The sequence below is a fragment of the Pedobacter gandavensis genome (genome assembly GCF_014172405.1).
Lineage (GTDB): Bacteria > Bacteroidota > Bacteroidia > Sphingobacteriales > Sphingobacteriaceae > Pedobacter > Pedobacter gandavensis.
Genome location: NZ_WNXC01000003.1, coordinates 176,829 through 192,304, shown reverse-complemented (window position 1 = coordinate 192,304; position 15,476 = coordinate 176,829). Strand labels below are relative to the sequence as shown.

The window sequence follows — 15,476 nt, the reverse complement described above, 5'->3', positions numbered from 1 at the left end:
CTTTCTTTATTTTTACTCCAATCTAATATCGAATCGCTACAAAAGATGAAGAAACACATGAAGACGAAAGCAGTAGAGCAAAGCAAAGTGGATGTTCTTTTTGATAAATATGCAGAAAGCCATCAAAATCACACCAATGAGATGATCCATTGGATATGTGTGCCATTAATTGTTTTTAGCTTGTTGGGCTTAGTATGGGCGATCCCTTTTCCATATCTTGCCTTTCTGGGTAAGTACAATGGATTTGTGAATTGGGCTTCTTTCCTGATCGCTTTCTCTGTGTATTATTATTACAAGCTTTCTCCGATCATGTCTTACCTGATGCTATTGCTGATCTGTCTGATGTCCTTCTTTATCGTGATGTTGGAAAAGTGGGAATTGGCTGGCGGACCAGCAGTTTGGTTGGTTTGTGCAGTGATCTTTGTAGGCGCCTGGATTGGTCAGTTTATCGGCCATAAGATCGAAGGCAAGAAACCTTCATTTTTAGAAGATGTTAAGTTTTTGTTAATCGGCCCAATTTGGTTATTGCACTTTATATGCAAAAAAATCGGGTTGAAATATTAAACCAAACCCCATTTAACATGAAGTTAACACTGTGGTAAACAAATGGTAATTTCCAGCTAATATAGGCCTAACATTGTGGTAATAGCTTTGCCTGAAACAAATAACAGGGAAAAGTGAAATCACAACTACATCTTAAAAAGGCATTAATTACTGTTTTATTCGTCATTATTGGCAGCGCAGTGTTTGCTCAAACCGGCAAAATTTCTGGTAAAGTATCTGATAAAAAAACAGGGGAAACACTGATCGGTGTGACTGTTAAAATAGCGGGTACCACTAAAGGGGCTTCTACGGATGTGGAAGGAAGATATATCATTAGCGGCCTGACTGCTGGTAAGTATATTGTGGAGTCTTCTTATATTGGCTACACCACAAAAAGAATTACCGATATAGAAGTTAAGGCAAGTGGTGCTACCAGTGTAGATTTTATATTGGCTGAATCTTCTACCAACGACTTAAACGAAGTGGTGATTACCGCAAGTGCAAGTAAGGAATCGGTGAATACGCTATTTGCGAATCAGAAATCCAGCATCAGCATTTCAAGCGGGATCTCCGCAGAGCTGATTAGAAAGAGCCCTGATAAAAATACTTCGGAAGTGTTGAAACGTGTGAGTGGTGCCAGTATCCAGGACAACAAGTTTGTGATTGTTCGTGGATTATCTGATCGCTATAACTCAGCCATGCTGAACAACTCCATGCTTCCAAATACGGAAGTAGATAAAAGAGCATTTTCTTTTGACATCTTACCTTCCAACCTGATCGATGCCATTGTAATCAACAAAACTGCATCCGCAGATATCCCAGCTGATTTCTCGGGTGGTGTGGTACAGATCACGACTAAAGACTTTCCAGATAATCCTTTCCTGAATTTATCTTTAGGAACGTCTATCAATATGCAATCGGCCTTTAAAGATTTTTATGTAGCACCAAGAGGTGGTCTGGAAGCTTTAGGGATTTATGATAAAGGAAGAGATATTCCAAAAGGCTTCCCATCTACGGATGTGTTCAGAGCGCTGGAACCTAATTCAGCAGAAAGATTTAACTTATCCAGACAATTCAAAAATAACTGGGGTTATAACAAAGTGACCGCTAAACTGGGGCCGATCTTTCAATTGAATTACGGTACAAGTAAAGTGTTTAAAGACGATTCTAAATTCGGAACAGTATTGTCATTAACTTACAGATATGATGAGAAATTGAAAACCTCAGACCAGAAGGCTTATACCGGACAGGCATTGGGTGATCAGTTTCATGACAATCAATATAACTTCAATACCAATATCGGTGCTTTAGCCAACTTCGCTTACTCTTGGGGTACCAATAAAATCACCTTAAAAAACATCTATAACAGGGTACTTGAAAACCAGTTTACTTTACGTGAAGGTAAAGACGATTCAGGTGGTGAGTTTATCAGAACCGGTGATTACTTATTACAACGTTCTTTATTGAGCAACCAATTAACTGGTGAGCATTTACTAAGCGAAGACAGTAAAATCAAAATGGACTGGAACCTGAACTATGCGAATACGGATCGGAAAGAGCCTGGTTATAAACGTATGGAATATTCTAAAGGTGGGGTAGCTGCAGTTCAATCTGCTTCAGCTGATGCCAGACTTGCGGGTAATTTCAACTCTAAGTTGAATGAGGATGCTTATGGTGGTGCCTTAAACTTTACGATTCCGGTTTCCTGGTTCCAGGATAAGAACAAAATTAAGTTCGGTTATTTTGGCCAGTATAGAAAACGTGATTTCAATGCAAGAATTCTAGGTTTCATCAGAAACGGTAATTTTGATAATTCTTTATTGACTTTACCGCAGGACCAGATCTTTGCTCCGGAAAATATCCGTCCAAATGGATTTGTATATGATGAGATTACCAACGGTGGCGATCATTATGATGCGAGTGCCTTCCTGAATGCAGGTTATGCGATGTTTGATGGTTACCTGACCAAGAAAATAAGATTTAGTGTTGGTGCGAGGTTAGAGTCTTACCAATTGAAATTGAATAGCGTAGACAATGGTAAACCTGTGAATATTGATTCTACCGCAGTGAACCTATTGCCATCTGCCAACCTGATCTATAATTTAACAGATAAAGCGGATATCCGTGTTTCTGCTTCCCAAACTGTTGGACGTGCAGAATTCAGAGAGCTTGCACCTTTTCCTTTTTATGACTTCAATAAAAACATGAACATTAGGGGTAATGCTAATTTGAAACAATCAAAAACTACCAATCTGGATTTAGGTTATGCCTATTACCCTGCTTCGGGAGAAACATTCTCGGTATCGACTTTCTATAAGTACTTTGATTCGCCGATAGAGCAGACTTTACAATTGGGGAACTCTGGCAGGTCATTGAGCTACACAAATTCTGAATCTGCTACTGTCTTCGGTGTGGAATTGGAATTCAGAAAATCATTGAAATTCCTGGGAGAGAAATTCAACAACTTTACTTTCAATACCAATGCTTCTTATATTAAGTCGGAAGTAGTTGTTTCTAGATTAGTCAATGCAAAAGGGGTAAGACCATTGCAAGGACAGTCTCCATACTTGATTAATGCTGGATTGACTTATAGCAGTACTTCTGCAAATCCTACTGGTGTCACTTTATTGTACAACAGGGTTGGTCCACGCATCTGGGCAATTGGTAACGTAGAAGATCCTGATATTTATGAGTATTCAAGAAATGTATTGGATCTTCAGGTTTCGAAAAAGTTTGCGAAGTCCAGAGCAGAAGTAAAACTGAACTACAGTGATATCCTAAACAACAAAGCTTATTACTATCAAAAAGTAAAAGGATCTGATCCAAACGCGTCTTTCGACAAGAAAACCGATAACATAAACATCGCAGACCGTTTTGGTTCTTCGATCTCCATTGGCTTCTCTTACAAAATCAAATAGTCTTAACGATAACTTAACACATATAGCGGCTACACTTAATCCCGGATTAATATTGGATTAATGTAGCCGCTGTAGATTTGAACAAACAATAAACAGACATGAAAAATAGATTAAACTTAAGCCTGTTAGCATTATTAGTTACAGGAGCGACAGCAATAACTAGCTGTAAAAAAAGCGGTGGCGATGCAGTTATTGATCCTATTGTTGACCCAGCTGTTCCTGGTACACTGGCAGATGCGTTTTTTGATAAAGTAAGTTATAAAGGTGCATTTGGTACTACAGACTGGACCGCTGGCTGGACTAACTTCACACCGAAAACAGCGTTTTATGGCACGCCTACAGTTACCTTATCAGGTGATATTTCTGGTAACATGACTTTAGATGCTTCAGTAGTTTATTTGTTGAAAGGATTTGTATATGTTAAAAGTGGGGCTACTTTAACGATTCCCGCTGGTACAGTAATCCGTGGTGATAAAGTTTCTAAAGCTACATTAGTAGTTACTCGTGGCGGTAAAATTAATGCCGAAGGAACTGCTGCAAAACCAATTGTATTTACTTCAAACGAAGCCGTAGGAAACAGAGCTCCTGGTGATTGGGGTGGGATTATCATTCTTGGTAAGTCTACCAACAACATCCCTGGTGGTGAAGGTTTAATTGAAGGTGGTTTAACACTTCCTGAAGGAAATCACGGTGGTACTATTCCTGATGACAACTCTGGTGTACTTAAATATGTACGTGTAGAATTCCCTGGTATTGCTTATGCAACCAACAATGAGATCAACGGGATTACTTTTGGTTCTGTAGGTTCTAAAACTGTGGTAGATTACGTTCAGGTTTCTTACTCTGGTGATGATTCATTCGAATGGTTTGGAGGTACTGTAAACGCGAAACACCTTGTTTCTATTGCAAATGTTGATGATGTGTTTGATTTTGACAATGGTTTCTCTGGTAAACTACAATACTTAGTAGCACAAAGAAATCCAGAATTAGCAGATCAGGCTGGTCAGTCTAACGGTATTGAGTCTGATAACTCTGAGAAAGTTTGGGATTCTAGTCCAAGAACGCGTCCGGTAATTTCAAACATGACTTTAATTGGTCCTGGTACTACTGCTGATGGAAAACATGAATATGCTAACTTATGGAGAAGAGGTTCTAAAATGGTATTGGCAAACTCTGTCTTCGTCGGATTTAGATACGGTATTGATATCCGTGATAAAGAAACCGGTGATGCTTTAGTTGCGACTACCGCAGGAAACTCATTGATCAAAAATAACATTTACCAATCGTTTACAGTGGGTAAAGATATTGTGGCCAGCGGTGCAACACCATCTTTTGCGACTGCAGATTTGCTTAAAACTTACCTGACTACAAACGGAAATACCTTTATTGATGCAACTGCTGCAGCTGCATTGTTGGAAAGTCCATTTAATTTAACTGCTCCTAACTTCTTATTGAAAGCAGGTTCTGTAGCAGCTACTGGTGCGACATTCTAAGTAGCGTAGATATTCTAAATAAGAAACCCCTTGGAGTGTAATACTTCAAGGGGTTTTTTGGTGTTATTAACTTTTTCCAATGGAAGGTTCTTATATATCCTAAGTATGCCTTGTTCATTGGATGCCTTTTATTTAAATTTGATATGATTTTAAAGATCAATGTGATGGAAAAAAGTAAGCAAGGATTTGAGCAGGCCGAAATAGAGCTTTTAAAAGAAGGCTTGAAGAGAAGCTACAAATAACGCTTTGAAATGGCCACACGTTTGTTCAAAATTCATCAAACGATGAGCAAAGCAACGATTTCCCACAAACCATTTATTAGCAAGTAACTTAGTGGATGTTTTTGATGAAGAAATATTAAATTTTTGGAGAGCACTTCAGGAATGTGATGTTAAATATATTATGGTAGGTGGGTAGATTATATGCAGTTCGTGACTGGTTGGACTGAATTTCATCTTAATAATGGCTTAAGATTGGATATTTTAGTAGACATGAAAGGTTTTGAAGGCTATACATTTGATGAGTGCTTACAGATGGCTTCTATTGCCGATATTGAAGCCGTGAATATTCCATTTCTTCACATCAACCAGTTGATAGAAAATAAAAAAGTTGTCAATCGTCCAAAAGATCAACTTGACGTGCAGGCTCTCGAAGAGATCCGTAAATTAAGGGCTGAATAAAAAAGATATTTTTAACAATAGGTAAATAAACAAAAGCCCCGATAGATCTATCGGGGCTTTTGTTTATTTAGAAGTTCTTGCCAACCTTCTCCAACATTTCTGCAGGAATGTTCTGCATATCTACCAGGAGGAATCCATCCAGGCAGTCGGAGAATTTAGGGTCAATATTGAAACAGATGATTTTCGCATTCAGGTTCATGTATTGTCTTAACAACACCGGAATCTTGATGTGCGTATTCTCAATATCTGAGATCAAACTATCCAGGTCTTTTAAAGACTCACTGCTTTCCACCAACAGGTTTTTGTCAATGGCAGATAAGTCTGCTTTAAACTTGTTCTTAGGCTTCACAAAAGCCGCCAGTTCGTAATCAAAGTGGTTCTTCGTAATGTAATCCACAATCAGTGATTTGGAGAACTTAGAGAAGTTATTACTGATACTTACCGGACCGAACATATAACGATATTGTGGATTGTCCAATAAGTATTTTAAAATCCCTTTCCACAATAGGAATAGCGGCAATGGTTTCATCTGGTATTCCTTGCGGATCCAGGAACGGCCAAGTTCTATTCCTTTTCTAAGGATTGGGTAAAAAGGTTCTTTGATTTTGAAAAGTTCAGAAAGGTAAAATCCTCTTCTGCCCATGGTATCCAAAATCTCATCGCCTTTACCAATGCGGTATGCACCCACAATGTTTTCCTTTTCTTTATCCCAGATAAACAAGTGGTGATAGTAGATGTCGTAGTTGTCCAGGTCGATCTTTTTATTTGTTCCTTCGCCAACTTCTCTGAAAGTGATCTCGCGTAAGCGGCCGATCTCTCTCAGGATATTTGGAATACTTGAGGTTGGTGTGATGTAAACTTCATAGTTTTTCTCCTGCCATACCCGGAAGGTTTCCAGTTCCTCAATCTCTGATACAATCAGGGAACGATCGGTTTCCTCAATTACCGGCTCCGGTTTCTTTTTGATTTTGAAAAGGTTGATCGGATTGAATAGTTTTTTCTCTTCTTCCAGACCAGTCCCCAAAGCATAGGTACGTGCACGTAAGAAATCAAGTAGTTTATTGGTATTGTTTCTGTAAGAAATGTCTTGGATATTGATCGGTTTTCCTATTCTTACTTTTATTTTAAGGCCTTGCTTGTTCAGGAATTCTGAAGGAAGTTTGGCAGTTCTTAAAGTCGGGTGAATGAAACTTAAAATGTTAAACAGGACACCATTGTTGCCATGGAAATAAATGGGTACAACAGGAACTTTTGCACGGGCAATTAATTTACCTACTACCGGATGCCAGAGGCGATCGGTAATTTCCTGTTTGTCCAGACTAAAGGTAGATACCTCGCCGGCGGGGAAGATGCCAATTGGCGTTCCACTTTGCAATAAATCAAAGGTGGCTTTCAAGCCGCTGATGCTGGAAGTATGTTGTACGTTTTCGAATGGGTTTACGGCAACAAAGAACTCACTCAGGTTCGGGATCTTTTTAAGAATAAAGTTCACCATTACCTTAGCTTCTGGTCTGACTGTACATAACAGTTTTACGAGTGCTAAACCTTCAATACCACCATAAGGATGATTGGCGATGGCGATAAAGCCTCCGGTTTTAGGAATACTTTTCAGGTCATCTTCATCAAAGTCTATCGTAACGCCAATGGTCTCTAATATCTTGTCAACAAATTCTAATCCGTTATAATGTTTGTTCTGGGAAAAAACCTTGTTGATGTCATTCAGTTTCATCATCTCCATAAGCAAGGCTGCCAGGCCAGGCACGCCCAGCTTATCTATTTTTGTGGCCTCTGCAAACTCTTTGGTGGTTATGATCTTCATCTAATTTTTTGTGTGAATAATAAAGCAATTTCAAAAATAAGATTTATATTTTTAAATAACAGTACCTACATTGTGCAGGTGATCAGAAAATGGCGAAATAACTACTTTGAGTTTTCCAAAACGGAGTTTAATGGGCTATTGGTATTAATTACACTGATCAGTTTGGTTGCGGTATTTCCCCCGTTCTACCGGGCCTTGGTTCCTTTAAAGGCGCCAACAGCAGCGGAAGAGCAGGCATTGCTAAAAATGGAGCTGGCCAAAGCGCCGGATACCTTGAAAAGGAGTTATGAAAACCGTCGGTCTTATCCTCCGGCATCAGGAAAAAGAAAATCTTCCTTATTTTATTTTGATCCGAATGTTCTGGGTCAGGAAGGTTGGCAAAAGCTAGGCTTATCCGAAAAGCAGGCAGCAGCGATTTTAAACTATCGTTCTAAAGGTGGTGTATTTCGTCAGCCCTCAGATTTGAAAAAGATGTATACGATTCGCCCAGACTTATACCGTCAGCTGGAACCTTATGTTCAAATTCAGGAGCCGGGTAAGGAAAAAAAAGAGGTTGCCTACCGGTCGGATCGCTCTAAACCAAGTTTTAAGCCAAAGGAAATCGTCATGGTGGCACTAAATACAGCTGATACTTTAGCGTTAGACCGGATTCATGGGATCGGAGCGGTGTTTGCAAAGCGGATTGTCGCTTATCGGGAAAAGATAGGTGGTTTTTATAGAAAGGAACAGTTGATGGAGGTATTCGGTATCGATAGTTTGAAATATTTGGAAATCAAAGGTCAGATATCCCTGGATGCTACTCAGTTGAGAAAGATCAATATCAACACGGCTACGGCTGCTGATTTTAAACGTCATCCTTATCTGCGGTACAAACAGATCAATGCCTTAATTGCCTATAGAAAACAACACGGAAATTATAGTAATATTGCGGACTTAAATAAAGTGGTTATCATGACCCCTGAGTTAATAGAGAAATTAGCGCCTTATCTTATTTTTTAAAAAATGATAGCAGAGAAAATTAAAAAGACAGTTAGAGATGTAAATGATTTCCCAAAACCTGGAATTGTGTTTAAAGACATTACGCCGATTTTAAAAGACCCTGATTTATGTCAGGAGATCTTGAAATCTTTAGCTGCACAGTTGGCCGATGAGAAAATTGACGTGGTGGCAGGTATTGAAAGCAGGGGCTTTTTATTCGGTCCTGGATTGGCACAATTGTTAAACGTGCCTTTTATTCCTATTCGTAAAGCGGGTAAGCTACCTTATAAGACGATAAAAGAGTCTTATGCACTAGAATATGGGACGGCAACAATTGAAGTTCATGAGGATGCTTTATTTCCAGGACAAAAGGTCTTGATTCATGATGATTTGCTGGCTACGGGCGGTACCGTAGTTGCTGCTTCAAAGCTGGTGATGCAGTTGGGCGCAACAGTAGCCGCTTATTCCTTTATCATTAGCCTTGATTTTTTAAATGGAAAAGACCGTTTAACCTCCTATGAGGCTAATGTGTATTCCCTGGCAGGTTATTAAGTTTTTCAGCGCAGGGTATGAATGCAATCCTAAACCGGTTAGGATTGCGCATTCATAAATATAAAAGGGGGGAGTTATATACTAACTGGTGATTTTGCAGGCTTGGTAAAAGCAAAAGATAAATAACACAATGGCAATGGTCTTTAATACGACAATGGAATATCGGGTAACATATGATTTGTTGTTGATGTTTTTGAGATACATGGTGTATTGTTTATATAGATAATTGATATGTTTTCTATATTCTTGGGATAGATTTTTGTTTATGTATTTATTTTGCCGTAAAATTACTCCCAGATAAGGGGAATGTCAACTGAGAAAATACGCAGTTCTACGTTTTATCTTTTGTAAAAAAGAAAATATTTCAATGAAAATGCAGTCGAGCGAGAACTTTGGGGATTATTCTAAAACATTTATCACAGATGTTCCGACAGATTTGGAAAGTGAAACGGCTATTTTTTACGCCCGGACTTTGCCGAGGTTTCCTGATGAGGCGATTTACATCTACTCTTTTAAAGAGCACCGCATGATTTATGCCGGTGGATGGGAAGAGATCCTGGGTTATAAAGACAACGAAATTAATATGCTGGCCATTGTGAACATGTCGGCACCAGAGTTCGCTCCCTTTTCTCATGAACTTAATGATAAGGCACTCCAGTTTATTCATCAAAAGAGTAAAGACCTTGAAAAATACAGTTTCAGCATAGAATTAAAGAAAATCCATAAGGATGGGACAGCGGTACCTATTTTTGCCAGAGTGGGTGTATATAGTTCTGAAAATGGAAAAATCACCGCAATCATTGGTCGTTTTCAAGTCAACAGAAGTCTTATTTTCGGTAAAGTAATGCGTTATGCTGCTTATGGACCGGAAAAGGAGAAATTCGAAGAGGAGTTGAACAAAATTTTGTTCAGCTATCTGGCCATTTCCAATAAGGAAAGGGAAGCTTTGGAGTTGGTGGCAAAGGGTTATTCTTTTAAGGAGATTGCCCGGGACCTTAAGGTTTCACATTCTGCGATAGAAAAAAGGATCATTCCTTTATATAAGCGTTTCAATGTAAAAAGTCTAACTCACCTTGTGAGCTTCGCTTACGACAATTCTATTTTACCATAACCGGGTCAAGGTTTACACGCAGAACATTTGATTCATCAATACCAATCTGTTTAAATAAATTTTCCCAGCGTTCCTCCAATTGCTCGGGCGCTTCTTCATTTCCCATCACCCATATGGTGTTCATCTTTCTTAAGTATTCTTTGTTGAAGGGACCATATTCTGGATTATCCAATAATTCATAAAATAAGGGCGCGCGAAGGATGTCTTTTTTAATCTGACCGCCAGGATTGATGTCATCTATAATCAATAAGGAAGAGTCATGCCATGCCCAGGATCCCGGGGAAAGTCCCACCCGCTCTGCCTTTTCAAAAAACATAGACAAGAGTTTCGTAGCGGTTACATAACTGCAACGGTTGTTCTTGATCGATAATTCGGTCGCAATGGCTACTGATAGAGACGTCTTTCCGCTTCCTTTAGAACCGAACAATAACAAATGTTTCCCGCTTTGGGGATTTTTGACAAAATCTGTAATGATGGCTTTATCCTGGTCCTGAATTTTGAATTTCCATTGGCTCAGTCGGATTTGAAAGGGATATCCTGCATTTTGAAGGTGCATTTTTGTAGCGTACCAGTAATACGATGGGTAAATAACCAACACAGAAAGGATTAGGAAAATGACCATTGCCGGCAGACTATAGGTACAGAGTAAGCTACAGGAGAATGCACCTAATCCAAAAAAGCAAAGATCAGTCAGGGTATCAAAAGTAATGTTTCCCCATTCCGGGTGAAAGATATAGTCTTCATTTTGAAGGTCTTGTTTTTTAGAATTGACATTAAAAAGCAGGGGGCCGAGGAAATTGTACAATTCAAATAGAATCCAGCATCCCCAGATGATCGCGGGAGCCCAGATTTCGGGTCTGGATAGCTCAGTTTTGGTGCTTAAAAAAGTGTATAAGATAAAGGTGGGAATAAAGCCCAGAGAAAAGTGGCCAAACTGATTGGCCATCCAGGAGTAGGTGAGGGTTACTCCCCGGTAAGCATCCTTCCCAATCAGGTCATTTTTTAATTGTTGAAATAGGTCTTTTCGGGTAATAAATCTCATGATTGCACTGAATTAATGGTCTTTTCAAAACTAAATTAAAAAAAAATACAAACTACTATTGGGTTCCATTGCTTTCGTTAAAAATGAAGGGGTACGGTTAATGAACTAAATACCGTTTCGTTCTATCTAGAAGCGAATTTTTAACTGTGGTTGCTATAGTTTTTATTCCTTATAATTGCTCAAATTCAAACAATAAGATATGTTAGAAACGATGGATAGTCCTGTAGGCTACAACTTTAGTATTTCAGAAAATCAGGAGATGATCAGGAAGATGGTAAAAGATTTTGCTGAGAAAAATATTCGTCCACACGTAATGGAATGGGATGAAGCACAACATTTCCCTGTAGAGGTTTTTAAGAAGCTCGGCGGACTGGGGTTGATGGGGGTATTGGTTCCAGAAATTTATGGAGGCTCCGGTTTCGGCTATCAGGAGTATGTAGATGTGATTGTGGAGGTGGCCAAAGTTTGTGGTTCTATCGGCTTATCCGTAGCGGCACACAATTCTTTATGTACGGGACATATTTTAGCTTTTGGTACAGAAGAACAAAAACATAAATGGCTACCTAAACTGGCTACAGCGGAATGGATCGGAGCTTGGGGGCTAACAGAAGCGAATACCGGTTCTGATGCTTTAGGAATGATGACCACTGCAAGATTAGAAGGGGATGAGTATGTCATTAATGGCGCTAAAAACTGGATTACTCATGGTAAAAGTGGCGATGTCGCAGTAGTCATGGTTCGTACTGGCGATAAAGGGGATTCAAAGGGAATTTCAGCAATTGTTGTAGAACGTGGTACACCTGGTTTCTCAGCCGGTAAAAAGGAGAATAAACTGGGGATGCGTGCTTCAGAAACAACAGAAATGATTTTCGACAATTGCCGTGTACCTAAAGAAAACTTACTGGGTAAGGTAGGCGAAGGGTTTAAACAAGCGATGAAAGTCTTGGATGGCGGTAGGATCTCTATTGCTGCATTGTCTTTAGGGATTGCTAAAGGGGCTTATGAAGCGGCTGTTGCTTATGCAAAAGAACGTCATCAGTTTGGACAACCTATTGCTAGTTTTCAGGGCATCAGTTTTAAACTGGCAGATATGGCCACAGAGATTGAGGCTGCAGAGCTATTGATCAGACAGGCTGCTGATTTAAAGAATCGTGGGTTACCAATGACGAAGGAATCAGCTATGGCAAAATATTTTGCTTCTGAAGTGTCTGTGCGTTGTGCCACAGAATCCGTACAGATTTTTGGCGGATATGGATACACAAAGGATTTTCCGGTAGAGAAGTTTTACAGGGATAGTAAATTGTGTACGATTGGGGAAGGGACTTCCGAAATACAAAAAATAGTGATCGCAAGAGAACTTTTAAAAGATTAATTTAATACCTTACTAAATACAACAAGCATATTCTAACCAAATATAACCAAGAACGGATACGGCGACTGTGATGGTCGCCGTATTTTTTATTCTTATTGGATGGAGATAATTTCGTAGACCACATAGTTACTATAGCCTCTCCAAGGCAAGGCTCCCATGTACTCTTTGTAACGTAGTTCAAATACTTTTCCGCTGTTCAGCATCATCTTCTCTGCTACTGCAGCATTTTCCACAGAAAACTCAAATTCATTGGACTGGATGTTTCCGGTTTGTTTGGACTTTATTCCGGTTTGGATTAATTTCCCTTCATAGGTTTTAAACAAATAACCTTTTTTAACGACATAGTTGAGTTCTCCTGCCTTTACACCTTCTCCAAGTACAAAGTAGAAGCGGAAGTAGACGAAGCTAACCAGGATCAGCAGAACGATGCCGAGGACGATGAAAAGCGTTTTTTTTGATTTCATAGGTCGATTGTGTAAGTATTAAATCATAGACAAATTAAGTTGGGCTTTGTTTTAAATAAAAATACACTTATTGTTTTGATTCTCAAAACAAAGCTCTATCTTTGCAATCCTAAAAACAACGAGAGGGGGTATATTACGTTATGATTATCATTAATATTAAAGACGGCGAATCACTAGATAAAGCCTTGAAACGTTTCAAAAAGAAATTTGAAAAAACAGGTGTGTTAAGAGAATTGCGTAGCCGCCAAGCTTATGAGAAAAAATCTGTAGCTCGTCGTACGTTAGTTAAACATGCTATTTACAAGCAGAACATGCAACTTGAAGGAACTGTATAGTTTCTAAAAAGTTTCTATGATATTAAAGCGCTATGGGTGAACCCAATAGCGCTTTTTTATTTTAAATGTGAAATTTCTGACCGTTTCACGAGGGATCTTTTGTATATTCACTTATCGTGTTTTACAAATAGTATGCCCTATGGTTATTGCGCAATTCCTCCTATATCTCCAGCACGAGAAACGTTATTCTCCACATACCCTGAAGTCTTATCAAACGGACCTCTTGCAGTTTAGTGATTTTCTGAACCAGTCTTTTGAACTGTCACTACTGGAAGCCGGCCATGCGCAGGTTAGAAGCTACATGGTGGCTTTGATGGAAGCGGAAGTTTCCGAGCGTACTATAGGAAGGAAGCTTTCTACGCTTCGTAGCTTCTATAAATATCAGTTGCGTGAAGGTTTGATCAGCACCAGTCCAATGACGCTGCTGAGGGCGCCAAAAATCCCCCAAAGACTACCTGTATTCATAGAAGATCAAAAGTTGGATGTTTTATTAGATTCCGGCGAATTTTTTAGCGAGACTTTCCCTTCAATTCGTGATAAAGTGGTCATTGAAACTTTGTTTGGAACAGGTATGCGTTTGGCCGAATTACTTTCGCTGACTGCGGAAAGCATTGATTTTTATGGGTCTACAATCCGGGTGATGGGGAAAAGAAATAAGGAAAGAATTATTCCCATCAGCAAACTCCTTGCAGATCAGCTGAAAGCTTACCTTGATATAAAAACATTACAAAATTTTCATAACAAAATGGGTCCCTTATTCGTTACAGATAAAGGAGCAGCAGCTTATCCTAAACTCATTTATAGGATCGTGACCAGTTATTTGACATTTATATCCACACAGGATAAAAAAAGCCCCCATGTTTTGCGTCATTCATATGCAACAAGCCTTTTAAACAGGGGGGCAGATTTGAATGCAATAAAAGAGTTATTGGGGCATGCCAGTCTAGCGGCTACCCAGGTGTATACACATAACTCTATAGAGAGATTAAAATCAATATATAAACAAGCCCATCCAAAGGCATAAAAAAGGAGGAAACAATGAAAATTACAGTTCAATCGATCCATTTCAATGCAGACCAGAAATTATTGGAGTTCATTCAGAAGAAAACAGATAAGTTAGACCAGTACTTCGACCAGATTATTAGTGGGGAGGTTTATTTGAAATTAGAAAATGTAGAGGATGAAGCAAACAAAATAAGTGAGATCAAACTGATCGTTCCGGGAGTTACGATGTTCGCAAAGGAACAATGTAAATCTTTTGAGGAGGCCACAGATTTGGCAATTGAGTCGTTAAGAAAGCAAATCACTAAACACAAAGATAAAACAAGAGAAAAATTAAGTGAACATAAAGCAATTTTAAATGCTGACGAAGTATCTGATTATTAGGCTGATATTTTGAAGGTTTTTAATAAAAAGGGTGGCAGGATCAAGTCCTGCCATTTTTTTTTTAAAATAATTTTGGATCATATTAAAATTGGTGTACATTTGCAATCCCAATCAGAGAGGGCGTTTCTCTTAAAAGATTCGGATTAGTTCTGTGAAAGATTAAAATTTAAAAAATCATTGGGCATACCATTGCAATGATCATATTAGCCTCCTTAGCTCAGCTGGTAGAGCAACTGACTTGTAATCAGTAGGTCATTGGTTCGATCCCGATAGGAGGCTCTTTTAACTTCGATACTGCAAAGTGTTGGCAAGTTAAAGGTAGGGGGGGATACCAGAGTGGCCAAATGGGACAGACTGTAACTCTGTTGTCGCAAGACTTCGAAGGTTCGAATCCTTCTCCCCCCACAATAAAAAAGCGAAAGTAGCTCAGTTGGTAGAGCGATAGCCTTCCAAGCTATAGGTCGCGAGTTCGAACCTCGTCTTTCGCTCAAAATTGGAAAAGCTGGAGAATCGGCAAGGAATTGAGTAGTTCAATTCGAATATCAAAATTGAACTACTTAATTTAATTTAGATTGAAGCTGAGATTAAAAGCCGAAGTAGCTCAGCGGTAGAGCACTTCCTTGGTAAGGAAGAGGTCGTGGGTTCAAGTCCCATCTTTGGCTCAAGATAAAAACAAGCTTTGTTGAATCTGTCGTTTATAGCAGTTGAACAAGGTTTTTTGTGTTGAATTTGTATCAAAACAATTAATAAATAAAAAAGTTATAACCTACTAATAAGTATAAA

General features: G+C 39.0%; 14 protein-coding genes and 4 tRNA genes. 15 read left to right on the top strand and 3 right to left on the bottom strand.

Annotated elements, in window-relative coordinates:
* Nucleotides 1-45: 45 nt before the first annotated feature.
* The 4 genes from GM920_RS11020 (at nt 46) to GM920_RS23610 (ending at nt 5,634) form a co-directional block, all read left to right on the top strand.
* The gene (locus GM920_RS11020; protein ID WP_182957012.1) at nt 46-564 is read left to right on the top strand and encodes an Mpo1 family 2-hydroxy fatty acid dioxygenase; all 519 of its coding nucleotides are present in this window, start codon (nt 46-48) and stop codon (nt 562-564) included.
* A 113-nt stretch (nt 565-677) separates the two neighbouring features.
* On the top strand, nt 678-3,461 hold the full coding sequence (locus GM920_RS23930; RefSeq protein WP_182957009.1) for a TonB-dependent receptor: 2,784 nt from the start codon (nt 678-680) through the stop codon (nt 3,459-3,461).
* 98 nt (nt 3,462-3,559) lie between these two features.
* Nucleotides 3,560-4,954: a hypothetical protein gene (locus GM920_RS11010; protein ID WP_182957007.1), complete on the top strand. Its 1,395-nt coding sequence runs from the start codon at nt 3,560-3,562 to the stop codon at nt 4,952-4,954.
* A gap of 473 nt (nt 4,955-5,427) precedes the next feature.
* Nucleotides 5,428-5,634: a hypothetical protein gene (locus tag GM920_RS23610; RefSeq protein ID WP_235964501.1), complete on the top strand. Its 207-nt coding sequence runs from the start codon at nt 5,428-5,430 to the stop codon at nt 5,632-5,634.
* 67 nt (nt 5,635-5,701) lie between these two features.
* Here the strand turns inward: GM920_RS23610 and GM920_RS11000 are convergent, their stop codons facing one another.
* Complete coding sequence (locus GM920_RS11000) at nt 5,702-7,453, bottom strand: lysophospholipid acyltransferase family protein (protein ID WP_182957005.1); 1,752 nt, start codon at nt 7,451-7,453, stop codon at nt 5,702-5,704.
* Between the two features lie 12 nt (nt 7,454-7,465).
* On the opposite strand from GM920_RS11000, the gene GM920_RS10995 reads away from it, so the two are divergent.
* From GM920_RS10995 to GM920_RS10985, 3 genes are all read left to right on the top strand, one after another.
* Nucleotides 7,466-8,452 (top strand): ComEA family DNA-binding protein, encoded by a 987-nt coding sequence (locus tag GM920_RS10995; protein ID WP_182957003.1) that lies wholly within the window; start codon nt 7,466-7,468, stop codon nt 8,450-8,452.
* Between the two features lie 3 nt (nt 8,453-8,455).
* Nucleotides 8,456-8,983 carry an adenine phosphoribosyltransferase gene (locus GM920_RS10990; RefSeq protein ID WP_182957001.1) on the top strand — a complete coding sequence of 176 codons (528 nt, stop codon included), beginning with the start codon at nt 8,456-8,458 and terminating at the stop codon, nt 8,981-8,983.
* Between the two features lie 367 nt (nt 8,984-9,350).
* Nucleotides 9,351-10,094 carry a LuxR C-terminal-related transcriptional regulator gene (locus tag GM920_RS10985; protein WP_235964500.1) on the top strand — a complete coding sequence of 248 codons (744 nt, stop codon included), beginning with the start codon at nt 9,351-9,353 and terminating at the stop codon, nt 10,092-10,094.
* On the opposite strand, the gene GM920_RS10980 is transcribed toward GM920_RS10985, so the two are convergent.
* The gene (locus GM920_RS10980; protein ID WP_182956999.1) at nt 10,081-11,136 is read right to left on the bottom strand and encodes an ATP-binding protein; all 1,056 of its coding nucleotides are present in this window, start codon (nt 11,134-11,136) and stop codon (nt 10,081-10,083) included. The genes GM920_RS10985 and GM920_RS10980 overlap by 14 nt on opposite strands.
* Before the next feature lie 199 nt (nt 11,137-11,335).
* On the opposite strand from GM920_RS10980, the gene GM920_RS10975 reads away from it, so the two are divergent.
* Nucleotides 11,336-12,508, top strand: coding sequence for an acyl-CoA dehydrogenase family protein (locus tag GM920_RS10975; RefSeq protein ID WP_182956997.1), 1,173 nt, complete (start codon nt 11,336-11,338; stop codon nt 12,506-12,508).
* 92 nt (nt 12,509-12,600) lie between these two features.
* Here the strand turns inward: GM920_RS10975 and GM920_RS10970 are convergent, their stop codons facing one another.
* Nucleotides 12,601-12,972: a hypothetical protein gene (locus GM920_RS10970; protein WP_182956995.1), complete on the bottom strand. Its 372-nt coding sequence runs from the start codon at nt 12,970-12,972 to the stop codon at nt 12,601-12,603.
* Between the two features lie 140 nt (nt 12,973-13,112).
* Between GM920_RS10970 and rpsU the strand changes: the two genes are divergently transcribed.
* The 7 genes from rpsU to GM920_RS10935 all read left to right on the top strand — a co-directional run bounded on the left by rpsU (nt 13,113) and on the right by GM920_RS10935 (nt 15,355).
* Complete coding sequence (gene rpsU / locus GM920_RS10965) at nt 13,113-13,307, top strand: 30S ribosomal protein S21 (protein ID WP_062551169.1); 195 nt, start codon at nt 13,113-13,115, stop codon at nt 13,305-13,307.
* A 139-nt stretch (nt 13,308-13,446) separates the two neighbouring features.
* Nucleotides 13,447-14,331 (top strand): tyrosine-type recombinase/integrase, encoded by an 885-nt coding sequence (locus tag GM920_RS10960; RefSeq protein WP_182956992.1) that lies wholly within the window; start codon nt 13,447-13,449, stop codon nt 14,329-14,331.
* Nucleotides 14,332-14,345: 14 nt separating this feature from the next.
* Nucleotides 14,346-14,693: a ribosome hibernation-promoting factor, HPF/YfiA family gene (gene hpf, locus GM920_RS10955; RefSeq protein ID WP_182956989.1), complete on the top strand. Its 348-nt coding sequence runs from the start codon at nt 14,346-14,348 to the stop codon at nt 14,691-14,693.
* A 206-nt stretch (nt 14,694-14,899) separates the two neighbouring features.
* A tRNA-Thr gene (locus GM920_RS10950) sits at nt 14,900-14,972 on the top strand.
* Nucleotides 14,973-15,015: 43 nt separating this feature from the next.
* Nucleotides 15,016-15,098 (top strand) — tRNA-Tyr (locus GM920_RS10945).
* Nucleotides 15,099-15,108: 10 nt separating this feature from the next.
* Nucleotides 15,109-15,181 (top strand) — tRNA-Gly (locus tag GM920_RS10940).
* A 102-nt stretch (nt 15,182-15,283) separates the two neighbouring features.
* A tRNA-Thr gene (locus GM920_RS10935) sits at nt 15,284-15,355 on the top strand.
* Nucleotides 15,356-15,476 lie beyond the last annotated feature (121 nt).

Coding starts and splice junctions, on each gene's coding strand:
- GM920_RS11020 (WP_182957012.1), top strand. CDS start 46: ATGAAGAAACACATGAAGACGAAAGCAGTAGAGCAAAGCAAAGTGGAT.
- GM920_RS11010 (WP_182957007.1), top strand. CDS start 3,560: ATGAAAAATAGATTAAACTTAAGCCTGTTAGCATTATTAGTTACAGGA.
- GM920_RS11000 (WP_182957005.1), bottom strand. CDS start 7,453: ATGAAGATCATAACCACCAAAGAGTTTGCAGAGGCCACAAAAATAGAT.
- GM920_RS10990 (WP_182957001.1), top strand. CDS start 8,456: ATGATAGCAGAGAAAATTAAAAAGACAGTTAGAGATGTAAATGATTTC.
- GM920_RS10985 (WP_235964500.1), top strand. CDS start 9,351: ATGAAAATGCAGTCGAGCGAGAACTTTGGGGATTATTCTAAAACATTT.
- GM920_RS10980 (WP_182956999.1), bottom strand. CDS start 11,136: ATGAGATTTATTACCCGAAAAGACCTATTTCAACAATTAAAAAATGAC.
- GM920_RS10975 (WP_182956997.1), top strand. CDS start 11,336: ATGTTAGAAACGATGGATAGTCCTGTAGGCTACAACTTTAGTATTTCA.
- GM920_RS10970 (WP_182956995.1), bottom strand. CDS start 12,972: ATGAAATCAAAAAAAACGCTTTTCATCGTCCTCGGCATCGTTCTGCTG.
- rpsU (WP_062551169.1), top strand. CDS start 13,113: ATGATTATCATTAATATTAAAGACGGCGAATCACTAGATAAAGCCTTG.
- GM920_RS10960 (WP_182956992.1), top strand. CDS start 13,447: ATGGTTATTGCGCAATTCCTCCTATATCTCCAGCACGAGAAACGTTAT.
- hpf (WP_182956989.1), top strand. CDS start 14,346: ATGAAAATTACAGTTCAATCGATCCATTTCAATGCAGACCAGAAATTA.